Source organism: Promicromonospora sp. CA-289599, from assembly GCF_050936155.1.
Taxonomy (GTDB): Bacteria; Actinomycetota; Actinomycetes; order Actinomycetales; family Cellulomonadaceae; genus Promicromonospora.
In genome coordinates this window covers 1,511,364-1,532,142 of the sequence record NZ_JBNJNI010000001.1, presented here as the reverse complement: position 1 = coordinate 1,532,142, position 20,779 = coordinate 1,511,364, and the positions used below count along the sequence as shown (strand labels likewise).

Sequence of the window (20,779 nt, the reverse complement as noted above, 5' to 3'; positions counted from 1 at the left end):
GCACCGTTCCGGAAAGCACCACCCGAGCCTCGTGAGGCTCGGCCGTACCAGGCACCACCGGCTCGACCGATACCTGACCGACCAACAGGGGGCGAGGGGATGGACACCGAGGAGTACCGCGATCACCCGGTGCGCTCGTACGTGCTCACCTCGGGGCGGGCGCACCCGTCGCGCAACACGCTGCGCCCGGAGACACTTGTCCGTGCGGTGGAGAGTCGGCCAGTGCTCTCGACGGCGAGCCGGCTGGAGCGTGAGCTGGTCGAGCTGTGCCGCGGCACGCTCGCGCTGGCCGAGGTGGCTGCCTACCTGCAGCTACCCGTGAGCCTCGTGGCGGTCATGGTCTCGGACCTGGTCGACACGGGGAACCTGACGATTCGTTCCAACCACCAAGCGCACGTCCTGCCCGGCAAGGACATCCTGGAGAAGATTCTCGATGGACTCCGCAAGCTCTGACCGCCCGGCGCCCGGGCAGCACCTGGCACCGACCGTTGCGCGGTCGGTCAAGGTGCTGGTGGTGGGCGCCTTCGGCGTGGGCAAGACGACGCTGATCGGTGCGGTGAGCGAGATCGACCCGCTGCGCACCGAGGAGCGCATCACCACGGCGAGCGTCGGCATCGACCCGGGGCAGCCGAACAAGGAGACGACGACGGTCGCGATGGACTTCGGTCGCATCACCGTGACCGACGACATCGCCCTGTACCTGTTCGGCACCCCGGGCCAGCGCCGCTTCTGGGACCTGTGGGCGGGCCTGGCGGACGGCGCCGTCGGTGCGCTGGTCATGATCGACACCCGGCACCTCGAGGACAGCTTCGAGGTACTGGACCAGCTCGAGCTGCGGACCAAGATCCCGTTCGCCGTGGTCGTCAACCAGTTCCCCGACTCGCCGAACTATCCGCTGGAGCGGGTCCGCGCCGCGCTGGACCTGTTGCCCGAGACACCGATCGTCGAGTGCGACGCACGCGACCGGCAGTCCGCCGTACTCACCCTGATCACCCTCGTCGAGCACGCGATGACGTTCCCGGTGTTCCAGAAGGTCAACGCGTGACACTCGCCAACAGACTGCATCTCCGGCTGGAAGACATCTCGGACCGGATGCAGCTGTCGGAGATCACGTCGGCCCGGGATCCGCACAAGCTGTACGAGCAGCTCCGTGACGAGTGGGGTCCGGTCGCACCGATGGACCTGGAGCCCGGTGTCCCCGCCTGGCTCGTCCTGGGGTACGACGAGGCGAGCAGCGTGATGCGCAACGAGCTGCTGTTCTCCCGCAACTCCCGCAACTGGCGCTACGTCCAGGAGCGCTCCCTGCCCGCCGACTCGGGGGTCTTCGCCGCGCTGGCGCCGCGCGAGAGCGCGTACTACCTGGACGGCATGCAGCAGCGCAGGCTGCGTGCCCCGCTCGACGACGCCCTGGGCTCCATCGACGAGAAGCGCCTGGCCCGCACGGTGGCCGTGACGTGCGAGGCGATCATCGACCGGCTGATGCCCCGCGGCGAGGCAGACCTGGTGAAGGACTACGCCGTGGCGGTCCCCGTCATGGTCATGACCGAGATGTTCGGCATGAGCCTGTCCGACGGGAATCGGATGCACGAGCTCACCGAGGCGGTCTACGCGGGCCGGGAGCGGGCGCGCGCCGCCGCGATGGAGCAGGAGTCCCTGCTGGCCGTGCTCGTGGCGACGCACCGGGCCGAGCCCGGCGAGGACCTGACCACCGCTCTGGTCAACCATCCGAACCACGAGAACGACGTCGAGGTGATGGCCTCGATCGGCGTGATGTTCAGCCTGGGGCACGACGCCGAGATCGCGTGGATCGCGAGCACGCTGCACATGATCCTGACCGACCCGGCGTTCGCCGCCCGGGTGCGTCGCGGCCGCCTCGACCTGGACGACGCGCTGGACGAGGTGTCGCGGCGCAACCCGCCCACCCCGCACGTGCTGCCCCGGTTCGCCCGGCAGGACTGCGAGCTGGGCGGACGCCGCATCGCGTACGGGGACGCCCTCGTGCCCGCCGTAGCCGCCGCGAACGCGGACCGGGCGATCCGGACGGACGACCCGTGGGAGGAGCTGGGCAGCCGGTTCCACCTGACCTGGGGTGCCGGCGCGCACGCGTGCCCCGCCCACCGGATCGGGCCGCTCATCGGCCGTATCGCCGTGGACACCCTGCTGCGCCGGATCCTCGACATGGAGCTGTCGGTCTCGGCGGACTCCCTCAAGATGTCGGCCTCGCCGTGGTCGCGCTACCCGCGCAAGCTGCCCGTCCGGTTCACCACACCGCTGACCTCGGGCGGCCCGCGCCCAGAGCGCTGACCTGCCTGCCCCGCCGTCGGTCGAGCCTGCCGAGACCCCTCGACAGGCTCGACCGACGTAGGCCTCAGGACTCCGAGGCCGCCCGCTCCTTGACCTTCTCCTTGAGCCGCGGCACGACGTTCTTGTAGACCGCCGGGTTGATCGGCAGGAGCCACTGGATGGTCTGGGCGGTCGAGCTGATGTTCACGCCGGCCTCGTCGAGCGTCTCGTCGATCTGGTGCATCGAGAACGGGATGACGTTGGTGCCGCGGGCGTGCTTGCCGCCCGTGCGCTTCTCCATCCACGCCACGCGCTCGGCCACGTGCTTGCGCCGCTCCTCGATCGGCGGCAGCTCGACGACGCCGGCCAGGTACGCGGCGATCCAGATCGCGCCGGCCTCGGCGGACAGCGGCGAGAACAGCGACGAGTTGTAGCCGGCGAAGGTCAGGTTCGGTACGCCCTCGGGCAGGATCTGGCGGTAGAGCTGGTAGTTGCCCTGGTCGTCCACCAGGCGGGCGGCGATGGTGTCGTCGAGGAACGGCACGCGCTGGTGGAACCCGGTACCGCAGACCACGAGCTCGGCCGGGATCCGGGCGCCGTCGCTCAGTACGGCCACCGGGTGGTCGCCCTCGGCCTCGAAGCGCTCGATCTCCGTGTCGCGGTGGACCTTGATGGTCCCGTCGGCGACCTGCTCGTAGAACCCGTCGGTGGACAGCGACACCGTGCTGTTGGCGATGTCGGCGAACTCGCCGTGCGGGACCAGGCCGAGCTTCTTGAGCTTGAACTGCCAGGTCGCGACGGACCCGATGCTCGAGAGCATGCCCGCACGCACCTTGTCCCCGGGGCCGTGCAGGAAGCGCTCCATGCTGTTGGGCAGCTCCTGGTAGCGGAACAGCGCCTCGCCGAGGCGCGACAGCAGCAGGTACTTCATGTTCAGGGCGCTGGCGATGCGCTTGGGCATCTTCCACAGCAGGCGCCGGGCGACGACGGTGGTGGACTTGGCCACCTGGCCGATCTCGGAGGCGACGTCGCACGCCGACTTGCCGTACCCGACGACCACCACGTGCTTGTCGCGGGCGTCGTCCAGCGTGTTGAGCTGGCTGGAGGCGACGAGCTTGCCGCCGGCGCGGACGAGGTCGGCGTACCCCTCGTACTGCGGGAAGACCGGGTCGGAGAAGATCCCGTTCGCGACCACCAGGTGGTCGAACCGCTCGGGCGCGGAGACCGGCGCGCCGATGCGCCGCGCGGTGATCATCCAGCCGTCCTCGGCATCGGTCAGCTCGGCGCGGACGACCTCGGTGGCGAGCCGCAGGAGAGGGCGCAGCTCGAACTTCGCGACGTAGCGCTCGAGGTAGGCCTGGACCTGCTCGCCGGTGGGCCACTCGGGGTATTCCCGGGGCATCGGCAGGTCCGAGAAGGCGTACGAGTCCTTGTTGTTCTGCGTCCGGAGGCCCGAGTACCGACGGGTCGCGCTCCACACCCCGCCGACGTCCGGCGCCTTCTCGAAGACCGTGACGTCATGCTCGAACTCGCGGAGGATCTTCGCGGTAGCCAGTCCTGCGAAACCGGCACCGACGACGGCGATCTTCAAGGGGCCCCTGCTCTCTGTAGATTTCCGGCATTTTTCACGAATGGTAGCGGTGTCGGACCCTGTGCGACAGAGGTCGATCGAGGCGAATGCCCAGGTCGGCTGACACTTCGGAACAGGGTCCGGCGACACGCCACTCGAATGTCAGTGGTTCAGTCCATGATTGTGTCTGTGAGCGAGACGACAGGCATCCCGGAACGTGAAGAAGCCATGAGCGACGAGGCCACCGCACAGCGGCGGTGGGCCGAGCTCGTGGCCCGGATCGAGGAGGATCGGCGCGCCTACTTCGAGGCGGACGCGCCCGTCTCGTCGGACGCCGAGTACGACGCGCGGATGCGTGAGCTGCAGGCCCTCGAGGCGGCGCACCCCGCCCTGGTGACGCCGGAGTCGCCGACGCAGAGCGTCGGCGGCGCGGCGGCGGCGGGTTTCGTCACGGTGGAGCACATCGAACGCATGCTCTCGCTCGACAACGCGTTCAGCACCGACGAACTGGCGGTGTGGGCCGAGAAGGTCAACCGTGACCTCGGTACGGACCGTCCGGGGCTGCTGTGCGAGGTCAAGATCGACGGCCTGGCGATCTCCCTGGTCTACGAGAAGGGGCGCCTGGTGCGTGGCGTCACGCGCGGCGACGGGCGAGTCGGCGAGGACGTGACCCGCAACGTGCTGCGGATCGCCGAGATCCCCCAGACCCTCACCGGCGAGGGGCACCCCGACGTCGTCGAGGTGCGCGGCGAGGTGTTCATCCCGGTCGCCACCTTCGCGCGGCTCAACGAGCTGCAGGCCGAGCTGCGCGAGCGGGCGGTCGAGGACGCACGCGAACGGTCCGAGCGGAACGTCGGCGGCAAGGAGTTCGACGTCGAGCGAGCACGTGTCGCAGCGCTCCGCCGGTTCCCGCAGTTCGCCAACCCGCGCAACGCCGCAGCGGGTGGCCTGCGGCAGCTGCTGGAGAACAAGGACGGGCTCGAGCTGGAGGCGGGTCTCGCCCGGGTGGAGGGCCTGCGCATGTACGCGCACGGCGTGGGCGCGCTGCAGTGGCAGGAGGGCGAGCACACGGAGCTGGAGCGGCAGTCCGACGCGTACACCCTGTTCGAGCAGTGGGGCATCCCTGTCTCCCCGCACAACCGGGTGGTCGACGGCCTGGACGGCGCGCTCGAGATGATCGAGTACTTCCGCGAGCACCGGCACGACATCGAGCACGAGCTCGACGGGATCGTCCTCAAGGTCGACGCCCTCGCACGGCAGCGGAGGCTGGGCTCCACGAGCCGCGCGCCGCGCTGGGCCATCGCGTTCAAGTACCCGCCGGAGGAGGTCAACACGCGCCTGCTCGCCATCCAGGTCGGTGTGGGCCGGACCGGCCGCGCCACTCCGTACGCCGTCATGGAGCCGGTGAAGGTCGCGGGTTCCACGGTGCGTCAGGCGACGCTGCACAACCAGGACGTGGTGCGGGCCAAGGGCGTGCGCATCGGCGACGTCGTGGTGCTGCGCAAGGCAGGTGACGTCATCCCGGAGATCGTCGGGCCGGTGTCCGCCCTCGCCGACGACGGCTACCCGCGCGAGGACTTCGTCATGCCCGCGGAGTGCCCGGAGTGCGGTACGCCGCTACGCGCCATGAAGGAGGCCGACGTCGACCTGCGCTGCCCGAACGCGGAGTCGTGCCCGGCCCAGGTACGCGGGCGCGTCGAGCACATCGGCTCGCGCGGCGGCCTCGACATCGAGGTCCTCGGCGAGGTCACCGCCGCGGCGCTCACGCAGCCCGACGTGCCGGAGACCCCGCCCCTGGTCACCGAGGCCCAGCTGTTCTCGCTCACGCTCGACCAGCTCCTCCCCATCGAGGCGGTGGTCCGTGACGCGGAGACCGGCCTGCCCAAGATGGACGACGACGGCGTGGTGCGCCGACGGGCCCCGTTCCGGCGCAAGGTGTCGTACAGCAAGGCGCAGCGCGCCGCGGCCGAGGAAACCGGCGAGACCCTGGACGAGTGGGCGCCGTCGGCCAACGCGACGAAGCTCCTCGAAGAGCTGGAGCGTGCCAAGACGAAGGAGCTGTGGCGCAAGCTCGTCTCACTGAACATCCGGCACGTCGGGCCGGTCGCGGCGCGGGCGCTCGCGGGCTGGTTCGGTTCCGTGGACGCCATCGAGGCGGCGTCGGAGGAGGAGCTGGCCGCCGTCGACGGCGTCGGCCCGGTGATCGCTGCCGAGATCAAGGCCTGGCTCGCGGTGGAGTGGCACCAGGACATCCTCGCGGCGTGGCGCGCCGCGGGCGTCGAGCTCGCCACTCCGGGCCATCCCGGACCTGCCGCGATGGCGGAGACCGACACCGGGCCCACCGGCCCGCTCGCCGGCCTGACCGTGGTGGTGACCGGATCGCTCGAGGACTTCACGCGCGACGGCGCCAAGGAGGCCATCATCGCCGCGGGCGGCAAGGCCTCCGGCTCGGTCTCCAAGAAGACCGACTACGTGGTGCTGGGGGAGAACGCCGGGACCAAGGCGGCCAAGGCGGAGGCCCTGGAGATCCCGACGTTGGACGAGGAAGGCTTCAAGAAGCTGCTGGAGGGCGGCCCGGAGGCGCTGTGAGCCGGTGGCCCTCGTGTGTCGGCTCGTCAGGTGAGCTCTTTGGCGATGCGCAGCAGGAAGCGGCGGGCATCCTCGCCAGTGAGTGCGACCTTCTGCAGGGCGGTGAAGGTCTTGATATAGGCCTCGGTCTCGGCACCGGTATAGCGGTGCTCGCGCGAGGTCGTCTCGACACAGACGAGATCGTCGAACATCTCGAACATGTGCGTCGGGACATCGTCAGCAGCACCGTACGGGAGGACGCCGAGACGTACGTTGGGCAGCCCGATCGCCGACTGCAGGCGATCGATCTGGGCGCGCATCACATCGGCGGGGACCAGGCCCCAGCGCAGCACGGGTTCCGCGAGGACGAACTCGAACCGGCGCGACGTGTACAGGTACCTCTGACGCTCCATGCGCGTCGCGACGGCCTCTTCGACATCGGCGACGGAGACCTCGTGCGCCCGGGCCGCGGCGGTCAGGATCGCGTGGGCGTAGTCGGGCGTCTGCAGCATGCCGGGGATGACGACGTTGTGGAACTCGCGAAAGTGGGTGCAGCCCTGGACGAGCGCGTTGTATCCGGCCTGCACGGGCGCTTGTCCGCGCCGGGCGCGTCGTCGGTGGCTGTGCTGGTCCTCGCGGGACTGGTCCAGGAGCCCGAGCAGGCGCGTGCGCTCGGTCTCGGAGCCGCCGGTCACGGCGAGCCAGGCGTCGACATCGGCCGGGGAAGCGTTCTGCCGGGCAAGCTCGATGCGGGACACCTTCGACGCCGGCCAACCGAGGGCTGCGGCGAGGTCCTTACCTGCCAGGTCGGCGCCCACGCGCAGTGCACGCAGGCGCCGGCCCAGGTCCTCGAGGTGGTTCGGTCCGGGCATGTCAGGACGGTACAGCGCGCAGGGCAAGCTCCCACAGAGTTCGGGCACGTGTGAGCGCCACATCGTCAGTCTCAAGCCTGCGGGTGACCATGTTGCCGGCGTCGTCGAACTCCATGACGAGCAACCGCGAGTCGTCCAGGAACCACCAGTCGTCGTTCCCGGCGGCGGGAAGGAGCCCGGACGCCTCGGCCTGTTCGCGGGTGATGTAGTGGATGATCTCGCCCGCCTCGACGTTCCACTGCCCGACCCATCGGGCGTAGCGGTGGTAGTCGCTGAGTGGCTCCGTCTGGACCCGCACACGCTCCATCCGCTTCCCCGCTGCCGTCAGATCACGGATCTGATCCAGCCATGCGACATACCCATCCAGCTCCTCCGGGTATCCCGCGCGACCCGCCAGGAACGCTTTGTAGTGGTCGTCGAGGTCGACGGCGTAGACGGGCTGCTGTTCGAGCCGGAATGCCGTTGCGGCAAAGTTGTGCGTCAGCTCATGGAACTCGTCCCATCCGATCTCCCGGCCGTTCAGAGCGCAGCACCCCTCAGCCTGTCGAGCACGTTCGCAGGGACAAACACACCGTCGTCGTCGTCGAGCTGACGCAGACGAGCGCGGGTCTCGTTGTCGAGCTTGATGCCTTGGACGACATACCCGCCGTCGGTGCGGTACAGGGCGGGGCAGTTGTCGACCTTGGAATCCTCGTCCTTCCACATGAACTCGATGTCCATCGTTCCTCCATGGGTTGGCAGCTCGGCGGTGAGAATCCTTGCCTGGGAAGTGTGGCACGCCACGTGGGAGCGCCGTGCGCAATTGCTTCTGCTGGAGCAATTGCGCACCGTCGGATGCCCTGCGATGGGACGCTCATGCACATGACGACCAAGACCGAAACACGGGCCACGGGGGTGGAGCAGCGGTTCCCCGCCTCTAGCACCGAGGGCAATCCCACGACCGTCACCAGGCCGATCGCTGTCGGTTACGTCAGCGCCGTCTCGGACGACGCCCACCGGCAACAGCACCAGGTACTGGCAACCCATGCCGCGAGCGCGGGCATGAGCCTGGCGCACGTCGTGGAGGACCCACACGACTCGGTCACTCTCAGCGAGCTGTTGGAGATCGCCGACGCCTACGGTGCAGCCCGCATGTTTCTGCCGGAGGGTGCGCCGATGGCGGCCCGGTACCGATCATTGACAGACGTACTGAAGCGCATCGACGCTGTCTGCGCCGTTGTGCCCGCCGCCAGTCCCTCGACAGCCGAATGGCTGTGCGCATGAACGCGATTGCGACCCAGGCGCCGCAGCCCGACTGTCGTGAGAGCTTTGCGCCCGCCATGGTCGCGCTCGATATCGACGGCACGCTGCTGCGTACCGGTGAGCCGGTGCCGGAGGTCACCGTACGGGCCGTGCGACGGGTGCGGGCGGCGGGTCACCATGTGGTTCTTGCTTCTGGTCGCTCGCTCGTGGGGGTGTTGCCGGTGGCCCGGCAGCTCGGGATGGTCCGGGGATGGGTGGTCGCCTCGAACGGCGCGGTCACGGCGCGGCTGACCCCGGAGGCGCCGGTCGGGTACGTGCTGGAACAGGTGCTGCGGTTCGACGTCGGCCCCGTGGTTGATCTCGCGTTGGCAGCTCTCCCCGGGGTGCGGGTCGGTGTCGAGGAAACCGGGAGCGGATACTGGGTGAACCACTTGTTCTCACCTGAGCAGGTCAATGGTGCTCAGCGCATCGTCGACCGGGAGGCCTTAAAAATGGTGCCGTCCGCGCGGGTGATCCTCCAGGGCGACGGCGTCCTGTCGATGGTCGATCGGCTGCGGGCGCTCCGCGTGACAGTCAATACGGTCACCGACACGTGGCTCGACGTCACGCCGACCGGCCTGTCGAAGGCCACTGCCTTGGAGGGGGTCCGTGCCGACCTCGGCGTCTCGCCCGAGGACACGGTGGCAGTCGGCGACGGGATGAACGATGTCGAGGCGCTGGCGTGGGCTGCCTACGCTGTCGCGATGGCGCACGCACCGGATGCCCTCAAGACTGTCGCCGATGAGGTTACCGGGACGATCGACGAGCACGGGGCGGCAAGCGTCCTGCATTCTTTGCTGGTGGAGCGACCTTGAGCCCACTCACCGCCGCCCCGGCAGTCGCATGGTGAGCAGCTTCGCCTGCGGCGCGAGCCGGGCGGCGAGGGCGAAGACGCCGTCGGTGCGCTGCCGGTCGGGGTCGATCACCGAGAACAGGTTCACGCCCAGGTAGAACGTGATCGCGGCGTCGGCGACGTCGCGTGCGGGCAGGAGCTTGCCCAGCGGGGTCCCGCCGACGACGCGCTCCCACTGCTCCGCGACAAAGCTGACCCAGGGCTCGGCGCGCACGCTGATCTCCGCCCGCAGCGCCGGCTTGGTGACGGCGGCCGCGACGAGCTCGCCGAACTGTGCGATGTACCCGCGCTCCAGGTCGGTGCGGTAGATGGTGGTCGCTGCCTCGACCAGCTCCTCCACGGTCCGGGCCTTCGCCGCCGTGGCGCGGTGCAACGCCATGCGTTCCTCGGTGGCGCGGTCGAGCGCTGCCAGGAGCAGCTGGTCGACACCCCCGAAGTGGTAGAAGACCAGCGCCGAGTTGGCCTCGGCCGCCGTCGCGATGGATCTGGCTGATGTCCCGGCGTACCCCTGCTCGCGCAGCACCTGGTCCGCCGCGTCCAGCAGCCGCTTCCGTGTGTCCTCGGCCGTCCCACGCCCTGTCTGGGCCATCGCCGGCTCCTTCCGTCGTTGCTTGATCATATGCTTTAATCACCTGATTAAAGCGACTGATCAAATCGATCGATCAACGACTGCCCGTGCCACCCGCCGGGCGACCGATCCCGGAGGACACCGTGCACGAGACCACCAACGAGCCAGCCAACGAGCTAGCCGGCGAGCCCACGCACCCACCCCGGGAGATCGATCCCGACCCGGGACGGCAGGGCCGCCGGGACCTGCGCCCCGATGCGGAGTGGGTCGCAGATCCCGAGCCGCTCCGCGCGCCACGCCCTCCGCTGGCGCCCGAGGCGCGCCGCGCACGGCTCCTGCTGGCCGGGATCGCCCTCGCCCTGTTCGCTGCCATGCTCGTGGCCAAGCTCCTCGACTCCGCGGGCGCACAGCAGACCGCGCTCTTCTACGTGGGCATCCCGGCGGTCATCGCCCTCACCGTGATCCTCACCGCCCGGCCCAGGAGCGCCGTCGGTACCGCCCTGGCCACGACGACGGTGGGGCTGGCGCTCGCGGGCCCGCTCCTGGACGAGGGCGTCGTGTGCCTGGTCATCGCGGCGCCGCTGTTCTACGGCGTCGCGGCGCTCGTCGGCGGGATCGTCCAGAAGTCCCGCAACCATCGAGGGCGTGCGCTCGCGGCGGCGCCGCTGCTCCTCGTGCTGGTGGCCGAGGGGATCGGCGGGTTCAGCCTGATTCCGCGGGAGGACGTCGGCGTCGCGACCGTCGTCGTGCAGGCGACGCCCGATCAGGTGGCCGCCGCCCTGGCTGCCCCGCCCGCGTACGGGGAGTTCGAGGCCCCGTTCCTGCGCGCCGTCCCGTTCCCCGAGCCGGTGTCCGCCACAGGGCACGGGCTCCGGGTCGGCGACGAGCGGCACGTGGCCTTCACCCCGCGGCGCAGCCTGGGGATCGACGCGGGGACGACGCCGCGGGCGATGTCGCTGCGCGTCGTGCGGTCCCAGGTGTCCGACGGCGGGGGCCACCTGCGGCTCGACGTCACCTCCGACACCACCCTGGCCCGCTGGATGGACCTGCACGCCGCAGACGTCACGTGGGAGGCGGCCGGTGCCGGCCGGACCCGGGTCACCTGGGCGCTGGAGTACACGCGCACCTTCGACCCGTCCTGGTACTTCGGCCCGATCCAGCACTACGCGTCAGGCCTGGCCGCCGAGTACCTGATCGACACGTTCGCGGCCACGGCGGAGCGGGCGGAGGCGTGACGGGCCTGCTCGACCCGGGCACGGCTGCCGTCGTCGTGCGTGGAGCGGCGGTGGTCGGACCGCTGCTCCTGGTGGTCGCCCTCTGCGTCCGGCGGACGCCGAGCCCGCGCGTGATCGGCGCAACCGTCACCGCGACGGCGTGGGCCGCGGTGCTGCTCCTGCCACTGAACGTCGCGGCGCCCTCGTTCGGCTGGTGGACGTTCCACGCGACGGGCGCGGTCTGGTTCGGCGTGCCCGTCGACCTCTGGCTCGGCTGGTCGCTGCTCTGGGGAGCGGTACCCGCCCTGGTCCTGAGTCAGCTCCGTACCGAGCACGGCAGGGGGACCGGAGCACTCGTGCTCCTGGCCGCCGCCCTGGTCTGGCTGGACCTGGCGCTCATGCCGCTCGGCGAGCCGGTGGTCGTGCTCGGCGGCGCCTGGCTGGTCGGCGAGGCGCTGGGGGTCGCGACGGCCCTGGTGCCGGCCCTGCTCCTGGCCCGCTGGACCCTGCGCCGGACACGCGTGGTGCTCCGGGCGTGGGGGCAGGCGATCTGGGCCGGCGGACTGCTGCTCGCCCTGCCGGTGCTCGCCCTCGCGCCCGAGCAGCGCTGGCCCGCACCGGTCACGTCCATCGGTGTCCAGCTCACGCTGCTCGCCTGCCTGCCGGGCGTGGCCGCGATGCGGGAGCTCGCCGCCGTCGGGCGCGGCACGCCCCTCCCGTACGACCCGCCGTCGCGCCTGGTCGCCTCCGGGCCCTACGCGTACGTGCGCAACCCCATGCAGGCCACCATCGCTGTCTCGTACGCAGGGCTCGCGCTGACCTTCGGCGAGCCAGCCCTCCTCCTCGGCACCCTGATCGCCGTCGGATACTCGGCAGGGCTGGGCGAATGGCACGAGGGGGAGCAGCTTCGACAGGCGTTCGGGCCGCCGTACCAGGCGTACCGCGCCGCTGTACGGCCGTGGCTGCCGCGGTGGCGCCCGGCGCCGGTGCTCCCGGCCGCGACGCTGTGGGTCGCCGCCGACTGCGTGGAGTGCACGGGCGTCGCCCGCTGGTTCGCGCACCGCAGCCCGGTCAACCTCGAGATCCGGCCGGCCGCCGATCACCCGGAGGTCCTGTACCGCATCACCTACGAGGCGCCCGCCGTGCGTGCCCAGGGTGTCGCCGCCGTCGCTCGCGCGCTGGCGCACGTGCATCTCGGCTGGGCGCTCGCGGGCTGGGCGTTGGATCTCCCCGGGGTGCGCCACTTCGGACAGCTGGGCGCCGACGCGTTCGGGGCAGGGCCGCGCCCGTCGCGCCCGGCAGCCTGCGCGTCCGGTGTCGCGGTCATGCCTCGCGCGGTCATGCCTCGTGCAGTCGCGACGCCCTCGCACACGCGGGGCGATTAATGGTGACTAGTTGACGACTTTTGCTTGACTACCGGCAGAAGTCCCTCGTAGGTTCTTGCCCGCAGGGTCAACGCCGACCGAGGAGAACTGATGAGACAACGTGGAACCAGAATCCGCGCGAGACAGGCAGGCGCAGGCGCGACTGCCGTAGCACTGACAGCGGTGATGCTGTCGGGAGCCGTCCCCCTCGCGTCGGCAGCGGACGATCTGCCGCCGCAGGAACCCGGCGTCACCCTGCGGACCTACGACCTGGCACGTGACCTGAGCGAGCTGTGCACGCTCCGCTCCGGCCAGACGCCGAACGTGGACCAGCTCAAGCCGACCATCGACTACTCGACGGAGGCCGACTTCGGCATGGGCGAGCGCTTCATCGCGCACGCGCTCGCGAACCTGTCGGTGCCGTCCGCCGGGAACTACGAGTTCCGGCTCACCAGCGACGACGGCTCGCGCCTGGTGATCGACGACGCAGAGGTCATCGACAACGACGGCCTCCACGGCGCGGAGTCGAAGGAGGGCACCGTCGCTCTCGAGGCAGGGTTCCACGACCTGCGGGTGGAGTACTTCGACAACACCAACGACAACATCCTGCGGCTCGAGTGGCGCCCGCCGGGCACGGCGGACTTCGTCGTCGTCCCCGAGAGCGTGCTGAGCACCGAGGCCGGCGTCGTGCGCGTGACCGCCCCGGGCACCAAGTACTGCGAGGGCCAGGACGACTCGGCGGGCGACGGCATGCGCCTCGACGCCGTGCACCCGGGCTACACGCTCACCGACCTGCGTCCGGAGGGCTTCGAGCCCATGGTCGCCGGGCTCGACTGGACCGACGACGACCGCCTCGCCGTGGTCACGTCCGGCTCGGTGAGCCCCGGTGGCTGGGTCGAGGACCCCGAGCCGGGCGAGGTGTTCCTGCTCGACAACGTGACAGGCGAGACCTCGAAGGACCAGGTGACCTACGAGAAGGTCGCAACTGACCTGTTCAACCCGATGGGTATCGCTGTGATCGGCGAGTCCATCTACGTCTCGGAGCGGGACAAGCTCACCGAGCTCACGGACCCCGACGGCGACGGCTTCTACGACGACCACCGCACGGTGGCCGAGTGGCCCTTCGGCGGCAACTTCCACGAGTTCGCCTTCGGCCTGCTGCACGACAAGAAGTACTTCTACGTGAACCTGTCGGTGGCCATCAACAACGGCGGCGCCACCACGGACCCGCAGCCCGCCGAGAACCGCGGCACCGCGATCAAGGTGGACCGCCGGACCGGGAAGGTCAGCTACGTCGCCGGCGGCCTGCGCACGCCGAACGGCATGGTCAAGGGCCCGGACGGCGAGCTGTTCGTGATGGACAACCAGGGCGCCTGGCTGCCCAGCTCGAAGCTCGTGCACGTCGAGCAGGGCAAGTTCTTCAACCACTTCACCAACCCGGCCGGCCCGTACGACGACCAGCCCGTCTCGGCGCCTGCCCTGTGGGTGCCGCAGAACGAGATCGGCAACTCGCCGAGCGCCCCGGTGCAGATCGAGGAGGGTCCGTTCGAGGACCAGCTCGTGTTCGGCGACGTCACCTACGGCGGCCTCCAGCGTGGCTTCCTCGAGAAGGTCGACGGCGAGTACCAGGGTGCTGTCTTCCGGCACTCGGCCGGCCTGGAGGCAGGCGTCAACCGCACCGTCGTCGGGCCCGACGGCGCCCTGTACGTCGGCGGCATCGGCGAGGGCGGCAACTGGAGCGAGCCGGGCAAGCTGCGCTACGGCCTGCAGAAGCTCGCGCCCAATGGCGAGGACGCCTTCGACATGACCGAGATGCGGGTCACCAAGAAGGGCTTCGAGGTCGAGTACACGCAGCCGCTCTCCGCGGAGACGGTGGCGAAGATCGCCGAGGACCCCAACGCGGCGTTCCGGATGGACCACTGGCGCTACGTGCCGACCCGCAGCTACGGCGGGCCGAAGATCGACGAGCGGCCGCTGTTCGTCGCGGGCGCCAAGGTCTCGCGCGACCGCACGAAGGTGACGCTCACCGTGGACGGCCTCGAGCCGGGCCGCGTGGTGCACCTGCGCAGCCCGCGCCCGTTCGCGGACGCCGAGGGCCGCGAGCTGTGGAACACCGAGGCCTGGTACACGCTCAACGCGATCCCCGGCTACAAGGCTCCGGCCGAGCAGGGGTACTTCGAGGCCGAGGAGGCCACGCTGCGCGGCAGCGCGAACGTCGCCACCGAGCACAGCGGCTACTCCGGCTCCGGGTTCGCCGCCGGGTTCGGCCAGGTGGGCGCCTCGGCGACCTTCACCGCCGACGTCCGCCGTCGGGGTAACCAGCCCGTGAGCCTGCGGTACTCGAACGGACCCAACCCGTTCGAGGGCACCAAGGAGGTGTCGGTGCTCGTCAACGGGCAGGAGGTCGAGCCGTGGGCGCTGGAGTCGACGGGTGACTGGAAGACCTGGGCGACGGCGACGCGCGACCTGCCGCTCCGCAAGGGCGTCAACACCATCACGCTGCGCTACGACGCCGACGACGACGGCAACGTCAACCTCGACGTGCTCAAGGTCGGCGCGGGCAGCCCGGACATCTGCCGGCCGGAGCGGTACGAGCGGGGCTATCAGGCCCTGTTCGACGGCACCCTGGCGTCCCTCGACGAGTGGCGCCTCGCGGGAGCCGGGTCATTCGGCCGCCAGGCCGACTGCTCGATCCGGAGCACGGGCGGCATGGGGCTGCTCTGGCACACCGGCCAGGAGCTGGGCGAGTACAGCCTCAAGCTGGACTGGAAGCTCGTGAAGGACGACAACGGCGGCATCTTCGTCGGCTTCCCGAACCCGGGGAACGACCCGTGGGTCGCCGTCGACCAGGGCTACGAGATCCAGGTCGACGCGAGCGACGAGCCCGACCGCACCACCGGGTCGATCTACACCTTCCAGGGCGCGGACCCGGACGCCGTGGAGCAGGCGCTGAAGCCCGTGGGCTCGTGGAACTCCTACGAGATCCGCGTGGTGGGGCAGAACATCAAGGTCCTGCTCAACGGGGTGCTGGTGAACGACTTCGACAGCACCGACCCCGCGCGTGACCTCGCTCAGGGGTACGTGGGTCTCCAGAACCATGGCGGCGGGGAGACGATCTACTACCGCGACGTCCGGGTGAAGAACCTGGGCTGACCCTGCCGGGTCCGCGAAGTAGAGCGCCTGTCCGGGTCTCCCTGGCAACTACAGGGAGACCCGGACAGGCGCTCTACTTCGCGAGCCAGACCGGTCCTACGCGACCAGGCGGTCCACCGCTTCCGAGGACAGCGCCTGGTCCACCGCCATGGCGCTCGCGCCCAGGACGCCGGCCTGCGGCCCCGTCCGAGCGGTGACGATGCGCAGGTGCTGCGTCGCCAGGGGCAGGGACCGCTGGTAGACGACCTCACGGATGCCGGCCACTATGTGCTCGCCGGCGTCGGCCAGGATGCCGCCGATGACGATCATCGACGGGTTGAGCAGGCTGACGCTCGTGGCGAGCACCGCGCCGATGTCCCGGCCGGCCTGGCGCACCGCCTGGCTCGCGGCGACGTCCCCGGCCCGCACCATGGCGACGACGTCGGCGGGCTTCTCCGCACCCTCGAGGGCGTTCGCGACGGCGAGCCCGCTCGCGATCGCCTCGAGGCAGCCGATGTTGCCGCACCGGCAGACGACGTCGGTCACGCCCGGCACCGCGACGTGCCCGATGTCGCCGGCCGAACCCTGGGCGCCGCGCCGGAGCGCACCGTCGGAGATGATGCCCGCGCCGATTCCGGTGGCGACCTTGACGAACAGCAGGTCCGCGACGTCGGGCCAGGCGACGCGATGCTCGCCCAGGGCCATGATGTTGACGTCGTTGTCCACGAGCACCGGCGCGTGGAACCGCGCGCCGAGGATGCCGGGGACGTCGGCGTTGTCCCAGCCGGGCATGATCGGCGGGTTGTTCGGCTTGCCGGTGGCGTGCTCGACGGGCCCGGGCAGGCCGACGCCGACCCCGGCGAGCTCGCCGGGGGAGCGGCCGGCCTCGTGCAGCAGCTCGGCGCCCGTCCGCGCGACCTGGTCGAGCACCAGCTCAGGCCCGTCGGTGATCAGCAGGGGCAGGTCGCGGTGCGCGAGCACCGTGGAGGCGAGGTCCGTCAGGGCGAGCCGCGCGTGCGTCGCGCCGAGGTCCACCCCGAGCACCACCCGGGCGGACGGCGCGAACGCGAAGGTCGCCGGCGGGCGGCCGCCGGTGGAGGACGCCTCACCCGCGGGAGCGATGAGCCCCGCCGTCATGAGCAGGTCGATGCGTGCCGCGACGGTCGAGCGGGCCTGGCCCGTCACCGCCGCAAGATCGGCTCGCGTGCGAGGCCGTCCGTCGCGCAAGAGCTGGAACATGTCCCCTGCCCCAGAGACCTTGGGCGCCTGCTGAATCACTTCCCGTGCCACTTCCACCATGCCTCTAGTCAATCATGGCGGGCGAAGTCACGACTTTTGCTTGACGGTCGGCAAAAGTCCCTCTACGTTCGATACATGGTCGACGTGGACCCCCAGCGGGCAGAGCAACGGGATGAGCAGCCCCTGCTGCGTATGCGTGGCATCGTGAAGCAATTTCCCGGCGCGCGGGCGCTCGACGGCGTGGACCTCGAGGTCCGCCCCGGCGAGGTGCACTGCCTGCTGGGTCAGAACGGGGCTGGCAAGTCCACCCTGATCAAGGTCCTGGCCGGGGCGCACCAGCCCACCGAGGGCGAGATCCTGCTCGACGAGGAACCGGTGACGATCTCGGATCCTGTCGCGGCGCTCAACCTCGGCATCGCGACCATCTACCAGGAGCTGGACGTCGTCGACGGGCTCACCGTCGCCGAGAACATCTACCTCGGGCACGAGCTCGCACGGGGCGGCGTCACGCGCCGGTCCGACGCGGCCCGGAACACCCGGGAGATCCTGAAGCGGCTCGGCCACTCCGAGATCTCGCCGCACCGCGAGGTGGGCAGCCTCCCTGCGGCGGGCAAGCAGATCGTCTCGCTCGCCCGCGCGCTGTCCCGGGACGCGCGCGTGGTCATCATGGACGAGCCGTCCGCCGTGCTGGACTCCGAGGAGGTCGAGAACCTCCACCGCATCGTGCGTGAGCTCACCGCCGACGGCGTCGCCGTCGTCTACATCTCGCACCGGCTGGAGGAGATCCGCCAGCTCGGCGACCGGATCACCGTGATCAAGGACGGCCGGACCGTGGCGACGAGCCTGCTGGTCGCGGACACCCCGACGGACGAGCTGATCCGTCTCATGACGGGCCGCTCGGTCGAGTACGCCTTCCCCGAGCGTCCCGGTGTCCCGGAGGACGCCGCACCCGTGCTGGAGGTCGAGGGTCTCGGGCTGGGCGACGTCTTCAAGGACGTCTCGCTCACGGTCCGGGCCGGTGAGATCGTCGGGCTGGCGGGCCTGGTGGGCTCGGGCCGCTCCGAGATCCTGGAGACCGTCTACGGGGCCCGGCGCTCGACGTCGGGCACCGTGCGCCTGGGTGGCAAGCGCCTGGGGTCCGGGGTGCACGCGGCGGTCGCCGCGGGGATCGGGCTGTGCCCCGAGGAGCGCAAGAGCCAGGGCCTGCTCCTGGACGAGCCCGTGTACCGGAACATCACGCTGTCCACCTTCGGGCGGTTCGCGCGTGGGGGACTCCTCGACGAGGGGGCCGAGCGCGCCGCGGCGCGTGAGCAGATCGAGGCCCTCGACCTGCGGCCCGCCTCCGCGGACCGCGACGCCCGCACCCTGTCCGGCGGCAACCAGCAGAAGGCGCTGCTGGCGCGCTGGCTGGTGCACGGCTGCCGGGTCCTGCTGCTCGACGAGCCCACGCGCGGCGTCGACGTCGGGGCGCGTGCCGAGATCTACACGCTGATCCGCCGCCTGGCCGACGAGGGCGCCGCCGTGGTCGTCGTCTCCAGCGAGATCCCCGAGGTGCTCGGCCTCGCGGACCGCGTACTGGTCATCTCCGACGGCAGGACGGTCCATGAGGGCCCGGCCGAAGACATCGACGAGCACGCCGTGCTCGACCTGGTCATGGAAGGAAGTGCCGCGTGAGCGGACGATCGGCCCTCATGGGCCCAGCCCTGCGGATGGGTGGACTCGTGTTCGCCCTCATCCTGCTCGTCGTCGTCGGTGTGGTGACCGGAGGCGAGCGGTTCGTGAGCTTCGGCAACGTCACCACGATCCTGAGCCTCGCGGCGGTCACCGGCGTGGTGAGCATCGGCATGACGTTCGTCATCACGTCCGGCGGTATCGACCTGTCGGTCGGCGCGGTGGTCGCCCTGGCCTCGATCTGGGCCTCTACCCTGTCCACCCAGTACCTGGCGCAGGACTACGGCTGGTGGGTCATCGTGGTGACCGCGCTTGCGGTCGGGCTCGTCGCGGGGCTCATCAACGGCGTGATCATCGCGTACGGCAAGGTGCCGGCGTTCATGGCGACCCTCGCCATGCTGGCCGCCGCTCGGGGCCTCGCCGAGCTCATCGCCGGACGGCGTACGCAGATCCTCGACGACCTGGAGCCGTTCTTCGACGTGTTCCAGGCCCGGCCGCTGGGCGTGCCCGTGATCGTGTGGATCTTCGTCGTGGTCGCGGCCGCCGGCTGGTTCCTGCTGAACCGCACGACGTTCGGGCGGCGCACCGTCGCCATCGGCGGCAATCCCGAGGCGTCCCGCCTGGCGGGCATCAAGATCAAGCGGCACACGCTGTACCTGTACGGGCTATCCGGCCTGACGGCAGGCATCGGCGCCGTGATCCTGCTGGCCAGGACCACCTCCGGCTCCTCCACCCACGGGACGCTCCTCGAGCTGGACACCATCGCGGCGGTCGTCGTGGGCGGCACCCTGCTGGCCGGCGGGCGCGGCACCATCACCGGCACCGTGCTGGGCGTCCTCATCTTCTCGACGCTCACCAACGTGTTCGTCATCAACAACCTCGACAGCTCGGTCCAGGCGATCGCCAAGGGCGCGATCATCGTGGGCGCCGTGCTGCTGCAGCAGTGGTTCGCCTCGCGCGAGAAGGCGGCGAGCACGTGAGCCCGGCGCCATCCAGCGGCGCGCCCTCCAGCGCCTTTTCAGGCCAAGTCGTTCCAGTCAACCCAGACAAGCTCCGCCCCAGATCAAGGGAGATCACCATGACCTCGTCCACCGCAGTACGCACGCGCAGGGTTTCCGGCGCCTTCATCGCAGCGGCCTGTGCCGCGCTCGTCGTCAGCGGTTGCGTCAGCAACGAGCCCCGCGACGAGGAGACGGCCGCTACCGGCCCCGTCACGACCACCGAGAACGACGAGCCCGGCGACGAGGTAGTCATCGGCTTCTCCGCCCCGGCCGCCGACCACGGCTGGATGGGCGCCATCACCTCGGCGGCCCAGGCCGAGGCCGAGAAGTACGAGGACGTGGAGCTGCGCGTCGCCGAGGGCACCAACGAAGTGAACGTGCAGATCAGCCAGATCGAGGGCTTCATCAACGACGGCGTCGACGCCATCGTGCTCCTGCCGTTCGACGGTGCCGCTCTGACCGACGTGGCGCTCGACGCCATGGAGGCCGGCATCCCCGTCATCAACGTGGACCGCGAGTTCAGCAGCCCGTTCGCCGCGCGCACCACGGTGCTGGGCGACAACTACGGCATGGGTGTGAGCGCCGGCACCTACATCTGCGAGCAGCTGGGTGACAACGAGGACGCGGTGGTCGCCGAGATCGCCGGCATCGACGCCCTGCCGCTGACGACGGACCGGAGCGACGGCTTCAAGGACGCGCTCGGGGACTGCGGTCTCGACGTCGACGCCCGCGTCGCCGCCGACTTCACGGTCGAGGGCGGCGAGGAGGCGACCGCCAACCTGCTGTCCGCCGAGCCCGAGATCGACGCCATCTGGAACCACGACGACGACCAGGGCGTCGGCGTGATGGCGGCCATCGACAACGCCGGTCGCGACGAGTTCTTCCTGGTGGGCGGCGCAGGGTCGCGCAACATGATGGAAGAGATCCAGTCCGGCGACAGCGTCGTCCAGGCCACGGTCATCTACCCGTCCACCCAGGCCGCCGACGGCGTCAAGCTCGCCCGCCTGATCGCACAGAACAAGACGGTGGGCGACCTCGCCTCGATCGGCGTGCCCCGCACGGTCCAGCTCTTCGCGCCCGTCGTCACGGCGGACAACGTCGAGGAGTACCTGCCCATCGGCTTCGACTCCTGACGCGGTGACGCATCAGGACGACGCCCGCAG

General features: G+C 70.4%; 18 protein-coding genes. 12 read left to right on the top strand and 6 right to left on the bottom strand.

Annotated elements, in window-relative coordinates; translation table 11 throughout:
• Positions 1–99 precede the first annotated feature (99 nt).
• Genes ACQEVI_RS06820 through ACQEVI_RS06810 form a run of 3 tightly spaced genes read left to right on the top strand, consistent with a single transcriptional unit; the run spans position 100 to position 2,304 of the window.
• Positions 100–453: a DUF742 domain-containing protein gene (locus ACQEVI_RS06820; protein ID WP_275005546.1), complete on the top strand. Its 354-nt coding sequence runs from the start codon at positions 100–102 to the stop codon at positions 451–453.
• Positions 434–1,045: a GTP-binding protein gene (locus ACQEVI_RS06815; RefSeq protein ID WP_432895983.1), complete on the top strand. Its 612-nt coding sequence runs from the start codon at positions 434–436 to the stop codon at positions 1,043–1,045. Before ACQEVI_RS06820 ends, ACQEVI_RS06815 begins: the two co-directional genes overlap by 20 nt.
• Positions 1,042–2,304 carry a cytochrome P450 gene (locus ACQEVI_RS06810; protein WP_432895980.1) on the top strand — a complete coding sequence of 421 codons (1,263 nt, stop codon included), beginning with the start codon at positions 1,042–1,044 and terminating at the stop codon, positions 2,302–2,304. The genes ACQEVI_RS06815 and ACQEVI_RS06810 overlap by 4 nt, the downstream gene beginning before the upstream one ends.
• Positions 2,305–2,368: 64 nt before the next feature.
• Here the strand turns inward: ACQEVI_RS06810 and ACQEVI_RS06805 are convergent, their stop codons facing one another.
• Positions 2,369–3,874: a flavin-containing monooxygenase gene (locus ACQEVI_RS06805; protein ID WP_432895977.1), complete on the bottom strand. Its 1,506-nt coding sequence runs from the start codon at positions 3,872–3,874 to the stop codon at positions 2,369–2,371.
• 156 nt (positions 3,875–4,030) lie between these two features.
• Here ACQEVI_RS06805 and ligA point away from each other — a divergent pair, with 156 nt between their 5' ends.
• Positions 4,031–6,442, top strand: coding sequence for an NAD-dependent DNA ligase LigA (ligA, locus tag ACQEVI_RS06800; protein ID WP_432895974.1), 2,412 nt, complete (start codon positions 4,031–4,033; stop codon positions 6,440–6,442).
• Positions 6,443–6,468: 26 nt separating this feature from the next.
• Here the strand turns inward: ligA and ACQEVI_RS06795 are convergent, their stop codons facing one another.
• The 3 genes from ACQEVI_RS06795 to ACQEVI_RS06785 are packed head-to-tail and all read right to left on the bottom strand — an operon-like array spanning position 6,469 to position 8,013.
• Positions 6,469–7,293, bottom strand: coding sequence for a helix-turn-helix domain-containing protein (locus ACQEVI_RS06795; protein ID WP_432895971.1), 825 nt, complete (start codon positions 7,291–7,293; stop codon positions 6,469–6,471).
• A 1-nt stretch (position 7,294) separates the two neighbouring features.
• Positions 7,295–7,801: a DUF6879 family protein gene (locus ACQEVI_RS06790; RefSeq protein ID WP_432905830.1), complete on the bottom strand. Its 507-nt coding sequence runs from the start codon at positions 7,799–7,801 to the stop codon at positions 7,295–7,297.
• Between the two features lie 11 nt (positions 7,802–7,812).
• Positions 7,813–8,013 carry a hypothetical protein gene (locus ACQEVI_RS06785; RefSeq protein WP_432906159.1) on the bottom strand — a complete coding sequence of 67 codons (201 nt, stop codon included), beginning with the start codon at positions 8,011–8,013 and terminating at the stop codon, positions 7,813–7,815.
• Positions 8,014–8,154: 141 nt separating this feature from the next.
• On the opposite strand from ACQEVI_RS06785, the gene ACQEVI_RS06780 reads away from it, so the two are divergent.
• Both ACQEVI_RS06780 and ACQEVI_RS06775 read left to right on the top strand, forming a co-directional pair.
• Positions 8,155–8,556, top strand: a complete 402-nt coding sequence (locus ACQEVI_RS06780; protein ID WP_432895968.1) for a hypothetical protein — start codon at positions 8,155–8,157, stop codon at positions 8,554–8,556.
• The gene (locus ACQEVI_RS06775; protein WP_432895965.1) at positions 8,553–9,389 is read left to right on the top strand and encodes an HAD family hydrolase; all 837 of its coding nucleotides are present in this window, start codon (positions 8,553–8,555) and stop codon (positions 9,387–9,389) included. Before ACQEVI_RS06780 ends, ACQEVI_RS06775 begins: the two co-directional genes overlap by 4 nt.
• A 6-nt stretch (positions 9,390–9,395) precedes the next feature.
• Here the strand turns inward: ACQEVI_RS06775 and ACQEVI_RS06770 are convergent, their stop codons facing one another.
• Positions 9,396–10,016 carry a TetR/AcrR family transcriptional regulator gene (locus ACQEVI_RS06770; RefSeq protein ID WP_432895963.1) on the bottom strand — a complete coding sequence of 207 codons (621 nt, stop codon included), beginning with the start codon at positions 10,014–10,016 and terminating at the stop codon, positions 9,396–9,398.
• 122 nt (positions 10,017–10,138) lie between these two features.
• On the opposite strand from ACQEVI_RS06770, the gene ACQEVI_RS06765 reads away from it, so the two are divergent.
• The 3 genes from ACQEVI_RS06765 to ACQEVI_RS06755 all read left to right on the top strand — a co-directional run bounded on the left by ACQEVI_RS06765 (position 10,139) and on the right by ACQEVI_RS06755 (position 15,726).
• Positions 10,139–11,230, top strand: coding sequence for a hypothetical protein (locus ACQEVI_RS06765; protein WP_432895961.1), 1,092 nt, complete (start codon positions 10,139–10,141; stop codon positions 11,228–11,230).
• Entirely contained in the window at positions 11,227–12,594 is a 1,368-nt protein-coding gene (locus ACQEVI_RS06760; protein WP_432895958.1) for a methyltransferase family protein, read from the top strand. The genes ACQEVI_RS06765 and ACQEVI_RS06760 overlap by 4 nt, the downstream gene beginning before the upstream one ends.
• A 90-nt stretch (positions 12,595–12,684) precedes the next feature.
• Positions 12,685–15,726, top strand: a complete 3,042-nt coding sequence (locus ACQEVI_RS06755; RefSeq protein WP_432895956.1) for a family 16 glycoside hydrolase — start codon at positions 12,685–12,687, stop codon at positions 15,724–15,726.
• A 96-nt stretch (positions 15,727–15,822) separates the two neighbouring features.
• Here the strand turns inward: ACQEVI_RS06755 and ACQEVI_RS06750 are convergent, their stop codons facing one another.
• Positions 15,823–17,004 (bottom strand): ROK family protein, encoded by a 1,182-nt coding sequence (locus ACQEVI_RS06750; protein WP_432895953.1) that lies wholly within the window; start codon positions 17,002–17,004, stop codon positions 15,823–15,825.
• A gap of 132 nt (positions 17,005–17,136) precedes the next feature.
• On the opposite strand from ACQEVI_RS06750, the gene ACQEVI_RS06745 reads away from it, so the two are divergent.
• The 3 genes from ACQEVI_RS06745 to ACQEVI_RS06735 all read left to right on the top strand — a co-directional run bounded on the left by ACQEVI_RS06745 (position 17,137) and on the right by ACQEVI_RS06735 (position 20,749).
• Complete coding sequence (locus tag ACQEVI_RS06745) at positions 17,137–18,618, top strand: sugar ABC transporter ATP-binding protein (protein ID WP_432905827.1); 1,482 nt, start codon at positions 17,137–17,139, stop codon at positions 18,616–18,618.
• 17 nt (positions 18,619–18,635) lie between these two features.
• Positions 18,636–19,595: an ABC transporter permease gene (locus ACQEVI_RS06740; RefSeq protein WP_432905824.1), complete on the top strand. Its 960-nt coding sequence runs from the start codon at positions 18,636–18,638 to the stop codon at positions 19,593–19,595.
• Positions 19,596–19,693: 98 nt separating this feature from the next.
• A complete protein-coding gene (locus tag ACQEVI_RS06735) occupies positions 19,694–20,749 on the top strand; it encodes a substrate-binding domain-containing protein (protein ID WP_432895950.1) in 1,056 nt (351 codons plus the stop codon).
• Positions 20,750–20,779: the final 30 nt, after the last annotated feature.